General features: G+C 59.2%; 22 protein-coding genes. 7 read left to right on the forward strand and 15 right to left on the reverse strand.

From position 1 onward, the window contains the following. The first annotated feature begins 612 nt into the window (after positions 1-612). Positions 613-2,277 carry an electron transfer flavoprotein-ubiquinone oxidoreductase gene (locus tag ACIP1X_RS17020; protein WP_008085524.1) on the forward strand — a complete coding sequence of 555 codons (1,665 nt, stop codon included), beginning with the start codon at positions 613-615 and terminating at the stop codon, positions 2,275-2,277. A 184-nt stretch (positions 2,278-2,461) separates the two neighbouring features. Here the strand turns inward: ACIP1X_RS17020 and ACIP1X_RS17025 are convergent, their stop codons facing one another. Further along, the gene (locus tag ACIP1X_RS17025) at positions 2,462-3,352 is read right to left on the reverse strand and encodes an AraC family transcriptional regulator (RefSeq protein WP_053122530.1); all 891 of its coding nucleotides are present in this window, start codon (positions 3,350-3,352) and stop codon (positions 2,462-2,464) included. Between the two features lie 192 nt (positions 3,353-3,544). Here ACIP1X_RS17025 and ACIP1X_RS17030 point away from each other — a divergent pair, with 192 nt between their 5' ends. Continuing rightward, a complete protein-coding gene (locus tag ACIP1X_RS17030; protein ID WP_053122532.1) occupies positions 3,545-4,597 on the forward strand; it encodes an NAD(P)-dependent alcohol dehydrogenase in 1,053 nt (350 codons plus the stop codon). Between the two features lie 6 nt (positions 4,598-4,603). Here the strand turns inward: ACIP1X_RS17030 and ACIP1X_RS17035 are convergent, their stop codons facing one another. The 10 genes from ACIP1X_RS17035 to ACIP1X_RS17080 all read right to left on the reverse strand — a co-directional run bounded on the left by ACIP1X_RS17035 (position 4,604) and on the right by ACIP1X_RS17080 (position 13,394). Then, a complete protein-coding gene (locus ACIP1X_RS17035) occupies positions 4,604-5,407 on the reverse strand; it encodes an IclR family transcriptional regulator (protein ID WP_053122534.1) in 804 nt (267 codons plus the stop codon). Between the two features lie 60 nt (positions 5,408-5,467). Beyond that, a complete protein-coding gene (locus tag ACIP1X_RS17040; protein ID WP_159811516.1) occupies positions 5,468-6,778 on the reverse strand; it encodes an MFS transporter in 1,311 nt (436 codons plus the stop codon). 182 nt (positions 6,779-6,960) lie between these two features. Further along, on the reverse strand, positions 6,961-8,109 hold the full coding sequence (gene dgoD, locus ACIP1X_RS17045; protein WP_030131992.1) for a galactonate dehydratase: 1,149 nt from the start codon (positions 8,107-8,109) through the stop codon (positions 6,961-6,963). Between the two features lie 45 nt (positions 8,110-8,154). Continuing rightward, the gene (locus ACIP1X_RS17050; RefSeq protein ID WP_008085516.1) at positions 8,155-8,775 is read right to left on the reverse strand and encodes a 2-dehydro-3-deoxy-6-phosphogalactonate aldolase; all 621 of its coding nucleotides are present in this window, start codon (positions 8,773-8,775) and stop codon (positions 8,155-8,157) included. Between the two features lie 19 nt (positions 8,776-8,794). After that, a complete protein-coding gene (locus ACIP1X_RS17055; protein ID WP_400753747.1) occupies positions 8,795-9,784 on the reverse strand; it encodes a 2-dehydro-3-deoxygalactonokinase in 990 nt (329 codons plus the stop codon). Positions 9,785-9,873: 89 nt separating this feature from the next. Then, the gene (locus ACIP1X_RS17060; RefSeq protein WP_400753750.1) at positions 9,874-10,788 is read right to left on the reverse strand and encodes a hypothetical protein; all 915 of its coding nucleotides are present in this window, start codon (positions 10,786-10,788) and stop codon (positions 9,874-9,876) included. A 30-nt stretch (positions 10,789-10,818) separates the two neighbouring features. Then, positions 10,819-11,352: a hypothetical protein gene (locus tag ACIP1X_RS17065; RefSeq protein WP_282358458.1), complete on the reverse strand. Its 534-nt coding sequence runs from the start codon at positions 11,350-11,352 to the stop codon at positions 10,819-10,821. Next, the gene (locus ACIP1X_RS17070; RefSeq protein WP_400753752.1) at positions 11,349-12,077 is read right to left on the reverse strand and encodes an alpha/beta hydrolase; all 729 of its coding nucleotides are present in this window, start codon (positions 12,075-12,077) and stop codon (positions 11,349-11,351) included. The genes ACIP1X_RS17065 and ACIP1X_RS17070 overlap by 4 nt, the downstream gene beginning before the upstream one ends. Before the next feature lie 5 nt (positions 12,078-12,082). Beyond that, the gene (locus ACIP1X_RS17075) at positions 12,083-12,577 is read right to left on the reverse strand and encodes a PAAR domain-containing protein (RefSeq protein ID WP_053122549.1); all 495 of its coding nucleotides are present in this window, start codon (positions 12,575-12,577) and stop codon (positions 12,083-12,085) included. A 337-nt stretch (positions 12,578-12,914) separates the two neighbouring features. Beyond that, a complete protein-coding gene (locus tag ACIP1X_RS17080; protein WP_053122551.1) occupies positions 12,915-13,394 on the reverse strand; it encodes a GNAT family N-acetyltransferase in 480 nt (159 codons plus the stop codon). A gap of 220 nt (positions 13,395-13,614) precedes the next feature. Between ACIP1X_RS17080 and ACIP1X_RS17085 the strand changes: the two genes are divergently transcribed. The 5 genes from ACIP1X_RS17085 to ACIP1X_RS17105 all read left to right on the forward strand — a co-directional run bounded on the left by ACIP1X_RS17085 (position 13,615) and on the right by ACIP1X_RS17105 (position 16,813). Beyond that, a complete protein-coding gene (locus ACIP1X_RS17085; RefSeq protein ID WP_400753756.1) occupies positions 13,615-14,268 on the forward strand; it encodes an HD domain-containing protein in 654 nt (217 codons plus the stop codon). 110 nt (positions 14,269-14,378) lie between these two features. Then, positions 14,379-15,575 (forward strand): MFS transporter, encoded by a 1,197-nt coding sequence (locus tag ACIP1X_RS17090; RefSeq protein ID WP_400753759.1) that lies wholly within the window; start codon positions 14,379-14,381, stop codon positions 15,573-15,575. Between the two features lie 82 nt (positions 15,576-15,657). Further along, entirely contained in the window at positions 15,658-15,999 is a 342-nt protein-coding gene (locus ACIP1X_RS17095; RefSeq protein WP_053122557.1) for a hypothetical protein, read from the forward strand. A gap of 44 nt (positions 16,000-16,043) precedes the next feature. Next, on the forward strand, positions 16,044-16,298 hold the full coding sequence (locus ACIP1X_RS17100) for a hypothetical protein (RefSeq protein WP_053122559.1): 255 nt from the start codon (positions 16,044-16,046) through the stop codon (positions 16,296-16,298). Between the two features lie 134 nt (positions 16,299-16,432). After that, the gene (locus ACIP1X_RS17105) at positions 16,433-16,813 is read left to right on the forward strand and encodes a Rho termination factor N-terminal domain-containing protein (RefSeq protein ID WP_400753762.1); all 381 of its coding nucleotides are present in this window, start codon (positions 16,433-16,435) and stop codon (positions 16,811-16,813) included. Positions 16,814-16,957: 144 nt separating this feature from the next. Here the strand turns inward: ACIP1X_RS17105 and ACIP1X_RS17110 are convergent, their stop codons facing one another. From ACIP1X_RS17110 to ACIP1X_RS17125, 4 genes are all read right to left on the reverse strand, one after another. After that, a complete protein-coding gene (locus ACIP1X_RS17110) occupies positions 16,958-17,887 on the reverse strand; it encodes a PfkB family carbohydrate kinase (RefSeq protein WP_400753764.1) in 930 nt (309 codons plus the stop codon). Then, positions 17,880-19,346, reverse strand: a complete 1,467-nt coding sequence (locus ACIP1X_RS17115; protein ID WP_053122564.1) for a cytosine permease — start codon at positions 19,344-19,346, stop codon at positions 17,880-17,882. Before ACIP1X_RS17115 ends, ACIP1X_RS17110 begins: the two co-directional genes overlap by 8 nt. Positions 19,347-19,555: 209 nt before the next feature. Further along, entirely contained in the window at positions 19,556-20,554 is a 999-nt protein-coding gene (locus ACIP1X_RS17120) for an ADP-ribosylglycohydrolase family protein (protein ID WP_400753767.1), read from the reverse strand. Continuing rightward, positions 20,551-21,264: a GntR family transcriptional regulator gene (locus ACIP1X_RS17125; protein ID WP_400753770.1), complete on the reverse strand. Its 714-nt coding sequence runs from the start codon at positions 21,262-21,264 to the stop codon at positions 20,551-20,553. Before ACIP1X_RS17125 ends, ACIP1X_RS17120 begins: the two co-directional genes overlap by 4 nt. Between the last annotated feature and the right edge of the window lie 192 nt (positions 21,265-21,456).

Raw genomic sequence — 21,456 nt, forward strand, 5'->3', positions numbered from 1 at the left:
CCGCCTTGACGCGAACCTTGACGTTGTAATCCACAACGCGTTTGACAGCTACAAGAACCTTCATGGATTCCTCGTTACTCTCCGGTGAAAAGAAAGTCGCCTAGGCGAACCTGGCGGTTGATGCTCATCGGGCTACAAGGGCACCTCTAAAAACGCCGGCTTGTACTCGGGATGATTTCACGTTGCGAAGTGCGTGACCGTTCGTCAGTGGTGACCATTCAGTCATTCAACTTCGCGGTGTGTAAACTGCGCGCCAGACCTGCGCTGCGCATCACCCTTTCTGCCTACGCCCTGTCTTTAGAGGTGCTCTTGAAACCGCCAGTCTGCCTACGACGAGCGCAAAACCGCCCGTATCTTGACCGGAACGCCTATTCCGGTCAATACAGCAAAATGACCATTCATAAGCCGCGCTTCTTTGATTTCTCTGGGCTGGAGCCAATTCAAACAAACGTTTGTATTGGACGCTGAGAGTGGTGTAGATATAATGCGCCGCCTAGAGAGAAAGGTGGGTTTCCCGATATTCCCTTTGACGTTAACGTAAAGGCAATTCGGATGCGAGATCGAACCTCCAAATTAGAAAAAAAACTGTGAGCCTTGAGTAGGAGATAGCCTGTGGAACGCGAATACATGGAATTCGACGTGGTCATCGTCGGTGCCGGCCCCGCTGGCTTGTCCGCCGCCTGCCGTTTGAAGCAGAAGGCCGCCGAAGCCGGTAAGGAAATCAGCGTCTGCGTGGTCGAAAAAGGCTCCGAAGTCGGCGCACACATCCTGTCCGGTGCCGTGTTCGAACCACGCGCTCTGAATGAATTGTTCCCCGACTGGAAAGAACTCGGCGCCCCGCTGAACACGCCCGTCACCCGCGACGATATTTTCGTGCTGAAAAACGCCGAAAGCGCGCAAAAAATTCCAGACCTCTTTGTGCCCAAGACCATGCACAACGAAGGCAACTACATCATCTCCCTCGGCAACCTGTGCCGCTGGCTGGCCCAGCAGGCCGAGAACCTCGGCGTGGAAATCTACCCGGGCTTCGCCGCTCAGGAAGCGCTGATCGACGAGCAAGGCGTGGTTCGCGGGATCATCACCGGTGATCTCGGCGTCGACCGCGAAGGCAATCCGAAGGAAGGCCTGTACACCCCGGGCATGGAACTGCGTGGCAAATACACGCTGTTCGCCGAAGGCTGCCGTGGCCACATCGGCAAGCAACTGATCAAGCGCTACAACCTCGACAGCGACGCCGACGCTCAGCATTACGGCATCGGCCTGAAAGAAATCTGGGAAATCGACCCGGCCAAGCATCAGCCAGGCCTGGTAGTCCACACCGCCGGCTGGCCGCTGGACATCATGGGCACCGAGAACACCGGCGGCTCGTTCCTCTATCACCTGGAAAACAATCAGGTGGTGGTCGGTCTGATCGTCGATCTTTCCTACAGCAACACGTACCTGTCGCCGTTCGACGAGTTCCAGCGCCTCAAGCATCACCCGGTGCTGGCGCAGTACCTGGAAGGCGGCAAGCGCATCAGCTACGGCGCTCGTGCGATCTGCAAAGGTGGCCTGAACTCGCTGCCGAAAATGGTCTTCAAGGGCGGCGCGCTGATCGGTTGCGACCTCGGCACCCTGAACTTCGCCAAGATCAAAGGCAGCCACACCGCGATGAAGTCGGGCATGCTCGCCGCTGAATCGGTAGCTGACGCGTTGTTCGCTGAAAAGGACGGCACTGAAGAACTGACCACTTATGTGGACGCGTTCAAGAAGAGCTGGCTCTACGACGAACTGTTCGCCAGCCGTAACTTCGGCCCGGCGATTCACAAGTTCGGCGCCATCGTTGGCGGCGGTTTCAACTGGCTCGATCAGAACATCTTCGGCGGCAAACTGCCGTTCACCCTGCACGACACCAAGCCGGATTACGCTTGCCTCAAGCTCGCCGCCGACTGCAAGAAGATCGACTATCCGAAGCCGGACGGCAAACTCAGCTTCGACAAACTCAGCTCGGTGTTCATCTCCGGTACCAACCACGAAGAAGAACAACCTTGCCACTTGAAGTTGAAAGACCCGAGCATCCCGATCAGCAAAAACCTGCCGCTGTACGACGAACCGGCACAGCGCTACTGCCCGGCCGGCGTGTACGAAGTGATCACCAAGGAAGACGGCGAGAAGCGCTTCCAGATCAACGCCCAGAACTGCGTGCACTGCAAGACCTGTGACATCAAGGATCCTTCGCAGAACATCACCTGGGTCACGCCGGAAGGCGCTGGCGGCCCGACTTACCCGAATATGTAAGTCGAACCGCTGAACAATCAGGCTCCCAAATCGGGGGCCTTTTTGTTGCCAAAAATTCCTTGTATCACCACAAAACAACTGTGGGAGCGAGCCTGCTCGCGAAAGCGGTGTGTCATATAAAGATGATGTCGACTGATGCACCGCATTCGCGAGCAGGCTCGCTCCCACAGGGGATATGCGGGGATCAGGCAGCGCGCTCGTCGCCCGGGCTGCGCTCGAAGTAGCGCTTATATTCGCGACTGAACTGCGACGTACTTTGATACCCGACCCGATGCGCCACCTGCGCGACGCCCAGCCCTTCTGCGACCAGCAACGTCTGCGCCTTCAACAAGCGTAAACGCTTCAGATACTGCACCGGCGACAGCAACGTGCTGCGTTTGAAATGCTCATGAAACGTCGACACGCTCATGTTCGCGCAACCGGCCAATGTCTCGACATTCAACGGCTCGGTGTAATGCGCATGCAGATGACTGATCGACGCCGCCACCCGCGCAAACTGCCCCTGCTGCTCGACCAACGCGCGCAACACATCCGCCTGCGGCCCGCGCAACGCGACGAACAATAATTCACGTACGCGCGCCGGCCCGAGAATCTGGCACTCCAGCGGATCGTGCAGGCAACTCAACAGCCGCTCGACGCAGCCACGCATGTCATCGTCGAGCACCACCGAGGTCATCGACTCCGGCGTCTGCGCCGGAATATGCCGCCCCGGCGCCAGCCCCATGGCCAACACCAGTTCACCGAGCAACACCCGATCAATCGCCACGCTCACGCCGAGCAACGGCGCATTCGGCAAGGCAAACGTCTCACACTCGAACGGCACCGGCAGCGCCTGAATCAGGTAATGCCCGGCGCCATATTCCATTGTCCGCGGCCCGAGAAACGCCAGTTTGCTGCCCTGGGCGATGATCATCAGGCTCGGCTCATAAATGTGCGGGCCACGGGCGACGTCGCAACTGGCACGCAACACTTGCACACCGGGCAACCCGGTCGGGGAATAACCATCGCGCAGCGCCAGCGGTTCGATCAGCGAAACCAGCCGGGCATTGGCATCAAGATGACGGGTTAATTGCATCAAAACTCTTCACTGAAAATAGGGCGGAAAAAGGCGATGAAAGCATGATGGCAGATCCTATTGCCGCTGCGGCCAATCAAACCCGCATGCCGGAGGATTAGGCATGAGACCCGGAGGAATCGTCATGGCCGGACTGCCAGTCGACGCCCAGAATGCGCCGCCTCACTTGTTCCTGCTTTTGCGAGGTTTCACATGTACACCGCCATCGGCTATGCCGCCCAATCGGCCACCACCCCCCTCGCCCCGATGAAATTCGAACGTCGCAGCCCGCGCGCCGACGACGTCGCGATCGAGATCCTCTACTGCGGCGTCTGCCACTCCGACATCCACCAGGCTCGCAACGAATGGGGTATCGCCGTTTACCCGCTGATGCCCGGCCACGAGATCGTCGGCAAAGTCACCGCGATCGGTGCGAATGTCACTCAACACAAGGTAGGCGATCTGGTTGGCGTTGGCTGCATGGTCGACTCGTGCCGCACCTGCGAAGCGTGCCAGTCGAACCTTGAGCAATACTGCCTCGAAGGCCCGACCATGACCTACGCCACCCCGGATCGGGTCGATGGCAGCAACACCATGGGCGGTTATTCCGACAGCATCGTCGTCAGCGAACACTTCGTTGTGCGCATTCCGGAAAGACTGGCACTGGCCAGCGCCGCGCCGATTCTTTGCGCCGGCATCACCACCTACTCACCGCTCAAGCACTACGGCGTCAAGGCTGGCGACAAGGTCGGGATTCTCGGCATGGGCGGTTTGGGCCACATGGGTATCAAGTTCGCCAAGGCCATGGGCGCTGAAGTGACGCTGTTCACCCGCTCGGCGAGCAAGGCTGAAGAAGGTCGTCGTCAGGGTGCCGATCATGTGATCGTTTCCACTGATGCCGAGCAGATGAAAGCGGCTGCCGGTTACTTCGACTTCCTGCTCGATACCATTCCGGTGCAGCACGATCTCAACCCTTACCTCGACACCCTGCGCTTCGACGGCGTGCACATTCTGGTTGGCCTGATCGAACCGATCGATCCGCCCGTGCATGCCGCCAAACTGGTATTGGGTCGCCGCATCCTGGCCGGTTCGCTGATCGGTGGCGTCGCCGAAACCCAGGAAGTGCTGGATTTCTGCGCCGAGCACAACATCACCTGCGACATTGAAATGCTCGACATTCGCCAGATCAACGAAGCTTATGCGCGCATGATCGCCGGCGACGTGAAGTACCGTTTCGTCATCGACATGGCGACGCTCAAGGTTTAAACCCGCTTAAACCTTCAAGCCAAGCTCCGCCGAGAGCCGGGCTGTGACTCCTTTGATCAGGGGAATCAGCTCGGCCATTTTCTCCAACGGCATGTACGGCACAGTGCTGGCGATACTGATCGCCGCCACGATGCCCTTGCTCGCATCGCGAATAGGCGCCGCCACGCAGCGGATCGACGGTTCGTTGTCTTCCAGATCGAAGGCGTAGCCACCGGCGACGTACTCGGTCATGCGCTGCTCAAGCTGTTCCCACGACTGCTGGGGATGCTGCGGCCAGAACTGACTTTTCCCACCCGCTGGCAGGCTGATGTCGTACAGCCGCTGCCAATCTTTCGGCGAGTCATCGAGCATCAACGCCTTGCCAATCCCGGTGCGCGCCAACGGCATGCGATGGCCGACCCGCGAACGCATTTCCGGGCCATTGCGCCCCGGATTCTTCAGCAGATACAGCACTTCATCGCCTTCACGAATGCCCAAATGCACGGTGTCGCCGGTCAGCGCCGACAACTCGTCCAGATACGGCCCGGCCAGGCTCACCAGCGGCAACTCTTCGCGTGCCTGGAAACCCAGTTCGATCAGCTTCGGCCCGAGCAGATAACCGACTTGTGGCACCACGCGCAGGTAGCGTTCATCGACCAGGCAACTGGCCAGACGATGGGTGGTGCTGCGCGTGGTGCCGATCAGTCGGGCAATTTCCTTGAGATCGCGGGCGCCACTGGCCACCGCTTGCACCACACCGAGGCCGCGCAACAGCGTCTGGGTGCCGGTGGGCGCGGCGTCCTTGGTTTTTTCCGGAGCGTCTTCCTGCATATCCAGCCTTTACCGTTGAGCGAGGGAACGGGCGGCATTATGGTCGCCCGACGCAGACCACTACAACTCGATACGCTCGACCTTGCCGACCAGCAGCACGTAGGACAAAGCACCGATCAATGCGAGCACCGCGATATACGTGATCGCCGGCGCGAACGAATCGCCGCTGGCGAGGAAGCCGATCACGATCGGCGTGGTGATCGCCGACAGGTTACCGATGAAGTTGAACACCCCGCCGGTTAATCCGAGCAGCCGTGCTGGCGCCAGTGTCGAAACCAGCGACCAGGTGATCGAGGCCAGGCCATTACCGAAGAACGCCAGCGCCAGAAAGGCAATCACCAGCGGCGTCGACTCAACGAAGTTGGCGCCGATGATCGAGGTAGAAATCAGCAGCCCGCCAATGATCGGCAACTTGCGCGCAAAGCCGACGGTGTAGCCGCGACGAATGAGGAAGTCGGAAAAGAACCCCGAGCACAACACGCCAACGAACGCGGCAAGAAACGGCAGCGACGCGAGCAGGCCGGACTTGATGAAGTCCATACCGCGATATTTCACCAGGTACGTCGGGAACCAAGTCAGGAAAAACCACAGCGTCGAGTTCAGGCAAAACTGGCCGAGGTAGATGCCCCACAATTTGCGTTTGGTCAGAACGATACCGAGATCGGTCCAGCTGAATTTGGCTTTGACCTTGGCCGTTTCTTTCTGAATATCGACCAGGCCACCGCCCTCGCGGATCAGGTCGATTTCGGCTTCGTTGGCGCCTTTGAAATCCCGTGGCTCGCGATACACCGCGTACCAGATCGCCGCCCAAATAATGCCGACAGCACCGGTCGCGACGAAGACCATGTGCCAGCCGAATTCGTGTTGCAGCCAAGCGAGTACCGGGGTCAGGAATGCCAGGCCGACGAATTGCCCGGAGGTGTAGAAACCGATGGCCGTGGCGCGTTCACGCTCGGGGAACCAGGTTGTTACAACGCGACTGTTGATGGGATAGGCCGGTGCTTCCAGCGCGCCGACGGCCATGCGCAGCACGAACAGCGCGATGAAACTGGCGGCGAAACCGAGCATCACCGTGGCAATCGACCACAGCAGTAATGCGACGCTATAAAGGATGCGCGGCGGCACGCGATCGACCAGCCAGCCGCCGGGGATCTGCATGGCAGCGTAAGTCCAGCCGAACGCGGAGAAGATCAGGCCGACGTGGATCGGGTCGATGCCCAGATCACTGGTCAGCGCCGGCGCGGCAATCGACAGGTTGCTGCGGTCGAGGTAGTTGATGACCACGGTGATAAACAGCAACACCATGATGAAAAACCGCTTGCGGCTGGGCGCGACTAAAGACGCCTGCCCGGTGAGGGTTTGCGGTTGCATGGGGAGAGCCTCTTTTTATGTTTATTTGAGGTCATGACGCAAATCTCCCATCCATGGAGATCACAACTGTGGGAGCGAGCCTGCTCGCGAAGGCGTCGGATCAGTCACATCGATGTCGGATGTGACATAGCATTCGCGAGCAGGCTCGCTCCCACAGGGAATTGTGGTGTGTCAGGCAGGACTCACCACTCGGCAAAGCTGCCATCGGCATGGCGCCAGATCGGGTTGCGCCAGCGGTGGCCAACAGCCGCGCGCTCGATCACGTATTCCTCGTTGATTTCGATACCCAACCCCGGCCCGTTCGGAATCTTCACGAAGCCTTTGTCGTAATCGAACACGCGCGGATCCTTCACATAGTCGAGCAAGTCGTTGCTCTCGTTGTAATGGATGCCCAGGCTTTGCTCCTGGATAAACGCGTTGTAACAAACCGCGTCCAGTTGCAAGCACGCCGCCAGCGCAATCGGCCCCAGCGGGCAATGCAGCGCCAGCGCGACGTCGTAGGCTTCGGCCATGTTGGCGATCTTGCGGGTTTCGGTGATGCCGCCGGCGTGGGAAGCATCCGGCTGGATGATGTCGACGTAACCTTCGCTCAACACGCGTTTAAAGTCCCAACGCGAGAACAAGCGCTCGCCGAGGGCAATCGGCGTGCTGGTCAACGGCGCCAGCTCTTTCAGCGCTTCGTAGTTTTCGCTGAGCACCGGCTCTTCGATAAACATCAGTTTGTATGGATCAAGTTCCTTCATCAGCACCTTGGCCATCGGCTTGTGCACGCGGCCATGGAAGTCGACGCCGATACCGACGTTCGGCCCGACCGCGTCACGCACGGCGGCAACGTTGGCCAGTGCCAGATCGACTTTCTCGAAGGAGTCGAGGAATTGCAGCTCTTCGGTGCCGTTCATTTTCACCGCAGTGAAACCACGGCTCACCGCCTCTTTCGCCGCACGCGCGGTGTCGGCCGGACGGTCGCCGCCGATCCACGAATACACACGAATCTTGTCGCGCACCTGGCCGCCGAGCAGATCACTCACCGACACGCCGAGGGCCTTGCCTTTGATGTCCCACAGCGCCTGATCGATGCCGGCCAGCGCACTCATGTGGATCGCGCCGCCACGGTAGAAACCGCCGCGATACAGCACCGTCCAGATGTCTTCGATGTTGCGCGGGTCTTTACCGATCAGGTAGTCGGACAATTCTTCGACAGCGGCGGCAACGGTGTGCGCGCGCCCTTCAACCACAGGCTCGCCCCAACCGGTCACGCCCTCGTCGGTTTCGATCTTGAGGAAGCACCAGCGCGGCGGAACGATGAAGGTGGTGAGTTTGGTGATTTTCATCTACTTGTCTCTCTTATTGGGATAGCGCACGCAGCGCCAGAATACTTAGCGAAGGGCCTTCCACGCGGCCACGTAGGCCTTGGCATTCACCGCCACTTGCTCCGGGGTCATGCCCGGTTTGAACAGGCCGGAACCGAGGCCGAAACCTTTCACGCCAGCGTCGATAAACGCCTGCATGTTGTCCGGGGTGATACCGCCAACCGGCGCCAGCACCGTCCCGGACGGCAACACCGCAAGCCAGGCTTTGACGACTGCCGGACCCATCTGCTCGGCCGGGAACAGTTTGAGAATGTCCGCGCCCTCCGCCAGCGCTGCGAAGGCTTCCGTTGGCGTAGCAACACCCGGCGACAAAAACAGCCCCGCCGCTTTCGCTGCACGCAACACCTTGGCATCGCTGTGCGGCATGACGATCACTTGGCCGCCGGCCTCCTTCACCAACTCGACCTGCTCCGGCGTCAACACTGTGCCGGCACCGATCAGGCAATCGGCGGGCAAGGTCTTGCGCAGGATGCGGATACTTTCGTACGGCGATGGGGAATTTAGCGGTACTTCGATGACGCGAAATCCGGCGGCATACAGGACTTCTCCGACAGCGGCGGCTTCCTGCGGGTGCAGGCCACGCAGAATCGCGATCAGACCGTTTTGCGCCAATGCTTGCTTGAGCATGTCAGGCCTCCAGTCAGGGTTAACGGGATGAGGAATCGATCAGTCCGGCGGCCAGCGCCAGTTGCCACAAACCACGCTCGGTGGCCTGCTCGGCCAGCGTCACCTTGGCGAAACCACAGGCGTCGAGGGCACGGCGGTAGCGCGCACACAGTTGCGCGTTGCCGATGAGGATGATCGAAGGAAGATTCGGGTTGTTGCGGCGTCGGCGTTGAGCGCTGGCCAGTGCGGCCAATTCATGGCCGATCATCAGACCGGACAGATAATCCGCCTGCGCCGTTGGGCTCAGTTCACCGGTCAGTCCCAGCGTGCGGGCACTGAACAAGGTCGACAGCACGCCGAGTTCGCCGTCCGCCGACTGCGCAATCTGCACGCCACGGTCAAATGCCAGAGCATCGAACGTCGCGCTGACTTGCTGGGTGCGGCCGAGGATGCTGTGTTCGCTGAGCACGGCGAACACTTCGCCGGTCATGAACGTGTCGAAACGGGTGATGCAGCCATCGACCACGTCCACCCACTTCGAATGACTGCCCGGCAGACCGATCAACAGATCAGCGCCCGCCTCGACCGGCAGATTCTGCAGAACACCCAACACTTGGGTTTCTTCGCCGCGCATCACGTTCGGCAAACGCGAACGCTGAATCACACCCGGCACGATATGCACGACGGTGCCGCGAATGCTGATAACTGTTTGTAGGGAGTTTCCGAGATTGGCGACGTTCGCCGGCGTCTCGCAGTAGGCCGCTTCACGCCAGCCCTGCGCACTGCCGACCATGCCGCAAGCAATCACCGGCAGATCCGGCTGCGCATCGAGCCAGTCGCCGCAGGCTTCATCGAAAGCCAATTCAAAACCATCGGCGCATTCGCGACCGTTGATGATTCGCGGGGTCTTGGGCAACTGCATGATCCCGGACGACAGCGCGCGCTGCTCCAGCACCACACCGTCCGCCGCGAGTTTGTAAGCACGTAATGAGGTCGTCCCCCAATCGAGCGCGATCAATTGCGCCAGCATCGCTTCACCTGTTTTGTTTTTGGCAGTGAGTGCGATGGACTATAGCCCCTCCGAGAACAAAATCTCAATATGTAATTTTGCATCCCATATTATGGGAGGTCGTCAGTCCATTTTGTCCATCGCTCGACGACATCCAACTCCTTGTTGATCTGGATCCTCAGCGTTTCGTACTCAGTGGAACCCACCTCGTGCGTACGGCCATTTTCATCAGCGATCCCGGGCTCCAAACGTCCATCACCGCGAATGATGGTGTACGCCGCAAACGGTGCTGATGTCTGCTCTGAACCTGAAACAATCTTCAACTTCGTTTTGTTCGGCGCAAATGAGGCCAGCAGGCCGGCATAGGGCACGTCACTGCAGAGCCCGAGCCTGTCGATCTGGTCATATCCGAGCGCCAGTTCATAGCGCCAGCGCACGATGCACACTGACGAAAAAGGCAGTAATGACCTCGGTTGATCGGACGGTTTTAGCAAAATACGGGCGGGTGCCACTCGAGGATTTTCTATGGCCGCAATGAATCTCGACGTGGGCATGTACATGACTTTCGAGTAATACGCCACGAATGGGAACGCGGTGATGACGACCTTGCAGGGAATGTATTCCTGCGGTTTGAGAATTTGCACCAGTTCGGCGGGCCGGACGTCTTTATGTCCATCGTTGATCGCGTGATTCTCGACGTTGATGCTGGCCAACATTTCGAATCGACGATCACCTTCAATCAAACGCATGCCGCTGACGATTCCCGAAGCTTCGAGAACAATTTCATGTTCGATGGAAAAATCCACATCACCATTTAGCGAGCAATGGATCCAGGTACCAATCTGACCTTGCCGCCCGTGATCTTCATAGAGGTCAATCAAATTTCGGTCTGAGGTGAAACGCAGGTCGTAGTAGGAGGACATCTCGTGATTGATCGAGGCAAACTCAAGCCTGGCGGGCGGAACATCCAAGTGCATGCAGGAGGAACACAACGCAAACAAAAAAACCAAAAGCAACCTTGCCATTACCACTCCATAAGCCAACACCAGGGCGCCTCATCGAAGGCTGTCGTAGTCCGACAAGGCAGAAAAAACATCTGCAACCGGAATAAACAGTGACCTTGTGTAATACGCGTCATAACCGGTTGCCGTGACCACCACTTTGCACGGAATCTTTTGCTTGTCTTTCAATAAGCTCTTTATGGCGTCACGACTCAGATACGCCGAGGTTCTTTTCTTTTCCCCAACGTCTTTGAAAGAAATGCTCGCGGTATAACCGAATCCGGCGATCTTCGAGTGCTTCTTGTTTTCTGTGATCAAACCCATGGCTGCTTTCGATATCGTGTGCTCAATCGAAAAATCAGTGTCATCACCCAGGGCACAGATAAACACCTGATCAAAACTGTTCGCGTTCTTCTCCCGCCAGAAAATCTCCAGCAGTTCTACATCGGAACTGAAATTGACCTCAAAAAAAACACTGTCCGGGCGAGGTGTAATCGATTCATAGCCCAACGTTGCGGGGGTAATGTCATGAGACTTAGCGCAGGCAACGCACAAGAACGACACAACGAGAAGCAATACCCATCTCATGCGACTGCTCCCAAGTAACCCGCGATTGAGTTCGCCGATAAATCCAATGCGGACTGTCCGCACTCCAACCGGGATTCATAAAGCCTCAACGCCGAGTAATGGTTGAATTTAACGATCCCGATAACATCCGGCCCGGATTCGATATCCCATTTACCCCCCACCCAAGCGACTACGTCAGTTCGATCTATCTCGTCAGGTTCCGCACGAACGTTGATCCAGGTTTCAGCCTTGGGCGTCGGCTCCGACCAGTAAATATCGGAAATCAACGCCACCATCACACCTTCGCCCACAGGATCCAGCGTGACGAGCATTTTCACGATAAAACCTTTATCGGTCAGAATCTGCGACAAATGCGCGCCGTTCCACCCGCCCAGACTATGACCAACGATGTAGACGTGAGCGGACTTGTGAGGCAGCCTCGAGAATATAAACTCCTCCAGATCGCCTTCCCCTTTTACATCGTTGTATCCCATGTAATAGGGTTGGAATTTTCCGCCAAAGCTCGTGCCCAAACGACTCTGCAAAGCTTCCATGGCACGCAACGTGTAGTTGCTCGGCCCGTCTCCGTAGTAACTTTCCGAATCGCCAGCACCACCAATGAAAAAGGCTACAACTTCTCTGGCAAGTGTCACCGGTTTGACTGTCTGATCCTCTTTGGTCGTCAGCTCATGGCTGGCGACCAATCTCCCGATGCATCCTTGAATGGCTCCGGATTGGGCTCCCATCAGTGTTACTCCACGTACAGTTTGATGGTTTCTTTGAGGTGCGAACTGACCGTATGAGTATGCCCTCCGGCGTCAGTTACGCCTCGTTCCAACGCTCCATCCGCCCGTTCGATGACATAGGCAATATAGGAAAGCGGTTCACCGCTGTGTTCATCAACGATCTGCATCCGGTCATTGAAATGCACCGGCATCGGCAGTAACCCGGTAAACGCCGCACCGCCGCCACTCTGGCCGATGATTACTGTGCCCGAGCCACCGATCACGACATTGCCGTGCCCGCCGGTGCTGTCTAGCGTGGCGGCATTTAAGCCGTTGATAAATACCGTACCGGACACAGCTCCGGTAATCGGGCTGCCACACGCCGATGTATCGGTCATGCGCGCGGCGGCGAGGCCGTCGAAGAAAACATTCGGCGAGCCGGTAACGATTGGGTTGGTGCCATGGCCTGGCAATGGGCAGGCGGTAGGGTCGGTGACGCGGGCAGCAGGTTTACCACTCAATTCAAAGCTCCTTGCTTCAAAGATTTCGGGTGCGGCTACGGATATCGATTGCAGTTGTCGACTGGGACGAACAAGACGCGACAGTACTCAAGCCGATCGAGGTGGCGGCAGTTTGCAGAGGTCGACCAACATTGTTGTTTGCTAAATAAAGCATCGACGCCCGTAGCTGACACATCGGCCGGTCACTCATTGACGCGGCGAAGGCTCCACGGGCGTGGAGAAAGGGTGCCAGAGGCATTGCAGGTGTCATCCATGAGCGCGCAAAAATGCGCGCGTAGAATGCAGGACTAGAGCAGTGCCGACAATCAAATTAGCAGCGTATAGCTCTTATTGACGTTCAGCCTTCAGCGAATTCGCGCAACACCTTGCCGTCCATGCGATACCTCACCCACTCTTCCTGCGGTTGCGCACCGAGGGATTTGTAGAAGTCGATCGCTGGCGTGTTCCAGTCGAGGACGCTCCATTCGAAGCGGCCGCAGTCGTTGTCGCAGGCGATTTTTGCCAGGTGGCGCAGCAGGGTTTTGCCAGCGCCGCCGCCGCGTTGTTCGGGGGTGATGTAGAGGTCTTCGAGGTACAGGCAGTTGCTGCCGAGCCAGGTCGAGTAGCTGAAGAAGAACACGGCGAAACCGATCGGCAAGCCGTCGCGCAGGCAGATCAGACCGTGGGCGGTGGCGCCTTCGCCGAACAGGCTGCGTTCGATGTCGGCGACGCTGGCGATGACTTCGTGGCGGGCCTTTTCGAAATCGGCGAGTTCAGTGATGAAGGCGAGGATTTGCGGGGCATCGCTGGGGGTCGCCGGGCGGATTTCGATCGTCATGGACGGGCCTTGTCGGAAAAGGAAAACGCCATACTAAGGCCGTGGACGGCGCTCGTCACACTCCAAACCTGGTAGAGAACCTTGTGGTGAGGGGATTTATCCCCGATGGGGTGCGCAGCAGTCCCATTTTTTAGGGCCGCTTCGCGCCCCAACGGGGATAAATCCCCTCACCACAGAAGTATCATCAACTGAAAATCTACGACAGCCAGTAAGGATGCTTATGAACGATGCTGCTTTTGCACCACTGATTTCACTCGCCGCCGGGTTACTGCCCCACGCTCTGGAAATATCCGACGACGGTGCGCACGACCTCGCGCATTTGCAGCGTGTCTGGCACAACGTGCGCACGTTGCATGAGGAAGAAGGTGGCGATCTCGAGGTCTTGCTCGCGGCCGTGTTGCTGCACGATTGCGTGGCCGTCGAAAAGAACTCGCCGCTGCGCTCACAAGCCTCGCGTCTGGCCGCAGAAAAAGCGTCGTCAGTGCTCGCCGAACTGAACTGGCCCAGCGATAAAATCGCCAGCGTCGCCCACGCCATCGAAGCGCACAGCTTCTCCGCCAACATCACCCCGCTCACCCTCGAAGCGAAGATCGTCCAGGACGCTGACCGCCTCGACTCGCTGGGCATGCTCGGCGTCGCCCGCACGTTTTATATCGCCGGGCGCATGGGGTCGGCGCTGTATGACCCGCAAGATCCGCAGGCGAAACATCGCGACTACGACGACAAGCGTTTTTGCCTCGACCACTTCCAGACCAAACTGCTGCACCTCGCCGACGGTTTCCAGACTGTCGCCGGCCAGCGCCTCGCGCAGATTCGTCATCAACGTCTGAAGGGTTTCATGGAGCAATTCATGGAAGAAATCGGCATCGTCTGAGTTGTTACTCCGGCCTGTGCTGAACCTGACTTCGCCAACCGCACACCTAACCTGCGAGCCTGACGTGTTAAACAGATGACGCTCAATTTTCCCGGTCAAGGAACCGCGTCATGTCGCAAGCAACACCCCAGGTGTCAGGCAAGTTGTTCGGCCTGTTCTGTCTCGCCAGTTATCTGTTGTCGCTGTCGTATGGCTCGACGTTTTTGCTGTCGCTGTTGATCGGTTCACGCGGCGGTAATGAACACGATGCCGGCAGCGTAATTTCGGCGGCGATGGTCAGTACGTTTGTCGCGGTGCTGGTGTCCGGGCATCTGTCGGACATGCTCGGTGCGGCGCGGTCGATTGCGCTGTTCGGGTTGTTGCTGGTGGCGGCGAGTCTGGGTTTTGCGATGACGCCGGGGTTCGGGCATTTGCTGTTGTTTTTCGGTTTGCTGCTAGGGTTGGGCTGGGGTGTTTTTTACACGTTGGGGCCGATTATTGTTGCCAGTCTGGTAACTCCGGCGCAGCGGGCCAAGTACTTCGCGCTGCTCTCCGGCAGCATGATGACCGGCATCGGCAGCGGCCCGTTACTCGGGCGCGCAGCCAGTGCGCTGGGGTTGCCGGTGACGTCGGCGTTTTATCTGGCGGCATTGGCGAGCCTGATCGGCGTGCTGCTGTTCTGGCGTCTCGGCGCCCGACTGAAAAGCACGCAAGCCACCTCTGCCGCCAGAATCAGCTGGCAAGCGACCCGCCAAGTGCTCAGCTCGCGCGCCGTGTTTCCGATCATCATGGTCGGGCTCGGCGGCTGTGTGTTCGGCGGGCTGTCGAGTTTTCAGACCAGTTATGCGGCGGCGCGCTCGCTGGATTATTCGCTGTTCTTCCTCGGTTTCATGAGCGCAGCGATTAGCAGCCGGATGTTGATCGCCGGTTACGTGGTCAAGCGTGATCCGCTGCGCGCTTCGTGTCTGTTGTCCGGGCTGATGCTTGGCTCGATCGTGCTGTTCGCGTTTGGTGTGCACAGCGGGTTCACCTATCTGCTGGCGGCGCTGATGCTTGGCGTTGGATATGGCCTGACCTATTCGGTGATCAACGGACTCGCGGCGAACGAAGCACCGACGGGTACCACTTCGCAAGCGCTGCTGCTGTTCAGCCTTTCGTATTTTATCGGCGTGTTTGGCTTTCCATTGCTGGCCGGGAAAATCATCGTTGAACACGGCATGGCGACGTTGTTGCTCACGGTATTGGCGGTGGCTTTGATCAACTGGCTTATCACCTTGGGCCGTCTGCTCTGGCGCCGACTCAACGTAAAAACGGTGGAGGCGATTTAGACCGTTCGTCGTTCATCAGGCACCAATCCGATCACAGGGCAGACCAACGACAGGTAAGGATTCCAATCACTGGAGAAGCCCTATGATCTCGTCAAGGTTGACCGCTTTCGTATTCAGCGCCCTGCTCTGCCCTGCGGTGTTCGCCGCATCCGCCACTGCGGCAGGCACCGGCCCTACCGACCCGACCCCGCCTCGCGCCCCCGCCATTAACAGTGCTCCCGGCATGAACACCGATGGTTCGGGCGTGCCGTTGATCAATCAGCCGCCGGCCACCGGCACTGATCCGCGCACGCAGGGCAGTGACCCGGGTCGTCAGGGCGGCATGAACACGCCCGACGCCCCCGGCATGCCCGACAACGCGGGCCCCGGCGTCGGCTCTAAATCCACCACGGGTGGTTCCGGTTCCGAAGGCTCCGGTCAGTAGTTCGCCGACGCGAGCGTCCTATTCAATCCAATGAAGAGGTAACCATGAACGTCGATAAAAACCTGGAAAAAGAAGTCCTCACCCGCCTGCTGCACGCCCACCCGAGTGGTCTGGGCAAGGAGGTGCTGGACAATTACCGGGGCGAGAAAGTCGTGGCCGGCGCCCTCGCCGCTTTGCAGGATCGCGGACTGATTCACCACGGCCATGTGACCTGCAACGAAGCCGGCGAACATTCGCTGAACCTGCCGATCAAGCTCAGCGCGGCCGGGGTTGAAGCGGCGCGTAAGCTCGATAGCTGAGCAATGTGATCGTGTGATCGTAAATAATGTAGGAGCTGCCGCAGGCTGCGATCTTTTGATTTTGAAGATCAACAGATCGCAGCCTTCGGCAGCTCCTACATGGCAATTCATCTACGGATGCAAGGAGAAATCCCATGCCTCGTGGAAGCAAAGAAAAATACACCGCCGAGCAAAAGCGCAAAGCCGAGCACATCGAAGACAGCTACGAAAATAAGGGCGTGCCGAAGGATGAAGCCGAAGCGCGAGCCTGGGCGACGGTGAACAAACAATCGGGCGGCGGCGACAAGGCCGGCGGTTCCGGGCGCAAGAAACCGGCGAGTGCCAAGTCTGAAGATCGCAAAGATTCGTCGCGACGAGCAGTGGCCAGTCGCGAGGGACATTCGCGTAACAGCACGGCTTCGCGGGATGCGCAGACGGTTGATAGTTTGATGAAGGAGGCCCGGGCCAAGAAAATTCCGGGGCGGTCTTCGATGCGTAAGCAGCAGTTGATCGAGGCGCTGCGCAAGGCCAGTTGACACATCCCCTGTAGGAGCTGCCGCAGGCTGCGATCTTTTGCCTCATTCAAGATCAAAAGATCGCAGCCTTCGGCAGCTCCTACAGGGGATTTAGGTGCGACACAGATCCAATGTGGGAGCGGGCTTGCTCGCGAAAGCTATCTATCAAGCACCGCCAGACTCGCGGATAAACGCATCCACCTCAGCCGTCCCCGGCGAGGTCGCCGGCCCCCAGCGTGTCACCGCAATGGCCGCCGCCGCATTCGCCCGCCGTGCCGCTTCATGCGCGCTCAAACCCTGCGCCAACCCGGCAACAAACACCCCGGCATGCGCATCGCCAGCGCCATTGCTGTCCACCGCTTTCACAGTAAACCCCGGCACATGCCGACGCTCATCAGCCTGATGAATCCAGCAACCCTGCGGCCCGTCGCGCACGACCATCAACACCTCTTTGGGCAGATGCTCAGCCAGCCGATCCAGCGCCAGCGCAATGTCTTCAGCACCGGTAAACCGCAGCGCTTCAACGCTGTTGCTCGTCCACACATCAATGCGTGGCAGCAGCGCCTGCATCATCGGCGAATTCGGCGATTCCACCAGCGGGCCCGGATCGAAGACGACGTTGACCGAGCCCGGCAACGCCAGCGTCCAGTCGAGCAACGCCTGCGCCTTGCCTTCATGAAGCAAGCTGTAACCGCTGAGATAAACGTAATCGCCCGCCTCCGCGGCAACGCTGTTCAGATCGTCCTCGGTCACTTCACCCTCAGCGCCGATGTAGGAAATGAAACTGCGCTCAGCCGAGGCATCAGTCAGCGCCACGCACAAACCGGTGTCGCGCTGCGCACGTTCTTTGATGCCGATATGAATGCCTTCGACAGTCATCGCGTCACGCGCCAGATCGCCGAAACGCCCGGTGCCGTGGCGACCGAGGTACACCACCGGCAAGCCGTTACGCACCGCCGCCGCCATTACGTTGAATCCGCCACCCGCTTCGAAACCAGCTGACTGCGCGAGCACATCGCCGCCAATTTGCGGCAGTTTATCCACGGCCATGACCAGGTCGATGATGACCTGGCCGGTGTGCAGCATCTTAGGCATGAGCATTCTCGGTTGGCGCGGCGCGGCGATCTTTCGCCCCGCCGAGGACGAAGTAAATGCCACCGGCGACCACGAAGGTCACGATCCAGCCGAGGCCGTTGTGGCCCAGCCACGAGTCGGACAGGAAGCCTTTGAACCAGACATTTTCAGCGGTGGTGCCAATAGTGGTAAAGCTGAAGCCGAGCACGATGGCAATCGCCCACGCGCCGAACGCACGCCACTCGATGCCGCCGTTGTACCAGTAGGCGCTGCGCGGGCTGACATCGAGCAGGTCTGTCGGGCTGTAGTAGTGACGGTGAATCAGGTCAACGATGAAGATCCCGACCCACGCGGTGATCGGCACTGCCAGCAAGGAAATGAAGGTGATGAACGGCCCATAGAAACTGTCAGCGATCAGCATGAAGTAAATCGAACCGGCGAAGATCGCAACGATATCGACCACCACCGCGTAGACGCGTTTTACCTTCAGACCGAGGGTCAGCGTGGTCAAACCGGCGGAGTACACCGACAGGTTGTTCGACAGCAGCAGGCCACCGAATGCGGTGATCAGGTAAGGCACGGCCATCCACGTTGGCAGCATGTCGCGGATCGCCACGATCGGGTCAGTCGCCGAAGCCAGGTCGTTGTTGCCCACCGAGAGCAAGCCGCCAAGGGTGATCAACAACACCAGCGGAATGCCCGCGCCGAATGCTGCCGACGCGACCAAGCGTACGGCTTTGACGCTGCGATGTTGATAGCGCGACATGTCGGCGCCGGCGTTGGCCCAACCGATGCCGGTGCCGGCAGCCATGGTGCCGATGCCGATGATCATTGCGCTCATCGGTGCCGGCGTGGCGTTGAACACCGCGCTCCAGTCGATGGTGGCGCAGAGGAAGCCGCCGACGAGAATGTTCAGCGCGCCGAACACGTAGGTCGCCCACTTCTGAATCACCAGCAGCGTCGCGTGACCGAGGCCGGAAACCGACAAAGTCAGCAGCACGAAAATGGCGATGAAAATCAGCGTCAGCACCGGAGCGCTTTTCGCTTCAACCGGCGAGCCGAAAAGGATTGAGCACAGCGACAGCAGCACGAATGCCGCGGTGGTGGTGTTGACCGTTTCCCAGCCCAGACGCGACATCAGCGAGACCAGCGTCGGGCCAATATTGCCGCGCACGCCGAAGATTGCGCGTGACAGGGTCAGGCTCGGCGCACGGCCACGGCGGCCGGCAATCGAGATGATCCCGACCACGGCAAACGAGCCGGCAGCACCGATGATTGCGACGATGATGGCTTGCCAGATCGCCAACCCGCGAAACGCGACCAGCGTGGCGCCCAGCGGCAGACCGAGGATGGAAATGTTGGCGGCGAACCAGACCCAGAACAGTTGCAGCGGATGACCGTTGCACTCGGCTTCCGGCACCGGCTCGATGCCGCGGGTTTCCAGTTGCCCGGCGCTTTGCCCGGCGTTTGATGAACTCATGAAAAATGCTCCTGTTTGCCTTTTTTGTGGTTGTGGCAATGACGCAGAATGACAAGACATCGCGGCCGTCCCGGGCCTGTCTGCGCGATCCATTGCGGATTGAACATTCGAAATTTGCGGTGTGGCCTTCGCGGGCAAGCCTTGCTCCTACAAAAGCCGCGATAGGCCACTTGTAGGAGCAAGGCTTGCCCGCGAAAGCGTCAGCCCAATCAGCGCAAGGCCAAAAGCCCCTGCACCAAAGGCTCAAGCTCCAGATCGTTGACGGTTTTCACTGTCTCGATCATCTCGACAGGCCAACTCTCAAGACCCAGGCAGGCCCCAAGCATCGCCCCAAGAATCGCCGCGATGGTGTCGGTGTCGCCGCCGAGACTGGCGGCCATGCACAGCGCATCAAACGCACTCATCTCACCGACGGCCACTTGCTGCGCCAGCGCGAACGAGACCACCACCGACTCCTGCGACGCCACCGATGTACCGATCACGTCGTAGAGCAGATCGGCCAGCAACGCGTTGTCGCTGTCGACGCTGATGCTGCGCGCCCAACTGATCCGCGAAGCGATACGCCCACCGGCAACCCAGTGACCATGTGCTTCCGCTTGCTGAGCGATTTGCTGACCGAGGTTCAACGCCTCGCCCAGATCCATGCCGTTGATGCCCGCAGACACCACCGCCGCCACCGCCGCCGCACTGGAAATTCCCAGCGTGGTGTTGTGAGTGACCTGGCAGGCCTGCACCACGGCGCCAATAAAACGCTCAGGATTGGCGACATCCGCCGCGATCCCCACCGGGGTGATGCGCATCGCTGCACCATTGGTGGTGCCGTAACGCCCGGCCTCTTCCGGCGAGTGGCCGGCGAGGATCATTTCGATCGCGCGTTTGGTCGACGGGCCGAGCAAGTCCTGCGAGCCCTTGGCCTGCATCGCGGCTTCCCAATCGATCAGGCGTTGCGCGAGGATGGCCGGTTCGATGTGGCCATTGCCTTCGACCAACAATTCGCCGACCAGAATTGCCTGTTCGGTGTCATCGGTGATCGAGCCTTTGGGCATGTTCGCGGCGATCGGTTGCAGTGGCCCGGCATCTTGCAGATCAGTGATCTGGCCGAAGCGCGCCTTGATGGTTTCGCGGTTCAGCGATTGCGTCGGCATGCCCAGCGCGTCGCCGAGGGCCAGGCCATAGAAAGCGCCGAGGGCACGGTTGAGCGGGGTCATTTCGATTCTCCAAATTGCAGGTGCAGACGGAAATGCACCGGGTCGAGCAGGCTTTCGACCAGCTCCATAAAACGGTTCTGCCGGTCGTAAGTGGTGCGCAGGGCTTTGAGGAACACCGTGCCTTCAGCGCGCCCGAGCAGTTCAGCGTCGACGGCATTCAGCGGTTCAGCGCCGATCCATTGATCGCCGCGCTCGCCGACGTAGCCGTAGGCCGCCAGGGTGATGGTCAGGGAATTGTCGATCAGACCGACGCGCGGCAGGCTTTCCAGGCCGCCGGTGGCCGGCATCAAAGAACGTTCAAGGGACACCAGCGTGCCTTCGGTGGAACGGCGACGACGGTCGAGGGTGATGAATTGGTCAGTGCCAAAACGCGCGAGCAGATCGGGCCGGGTCACGGCTTCCAGACGCAACACTTCGGTGTTGATCAGCGCCCCGCTGTCGGCGAGCGCCTGCGCCCAGCCGCTGCGTTGATCGAGGGCGACACCGTCGAAGGTGACGATCGAACCGACCCCGCTTTGCGTAGCGATATATTTACGCCGCTTCAGTTCGGCCAGCGCTTCGCGCAGCGTGCCTCGGCTGACTTTGAATTCTTGAGCCAACTGATGTTCGCCGGGCAACAGAAAGCCATCCTCCATGAGGCCGCTTTCGATGCGCCGGACGAGTTCGTCGACCACCCGTTGTTTCTTGTCAAATCGTACCTGTCTAATCATGTACAAAGTGATAACCGAAACGGGTTCGGGCGAGCAAGGGAAATTTGGGGGATCGGACGGAAGGCGGGAAGATCAACAGCACCCTCACCCTAGCCCTCTCCCGGAGGGAGAGGGGACTGAATGGGGGATATTTGGGAGATACATCGACCTGAAAGTGCTTTGCCGAATCCATAATCGACACAATCTTTCAGG

The organism is Pseudomonas sp. NPDC088885, from assembly GCF_044750025.1.
GTDB lineage: Bacteria > Pseudomonadota > Gammaproteobacteria > Pseudomonadales > Pseudomonadaceae > Aquipseudomonas > Aquipseudomonas rustica.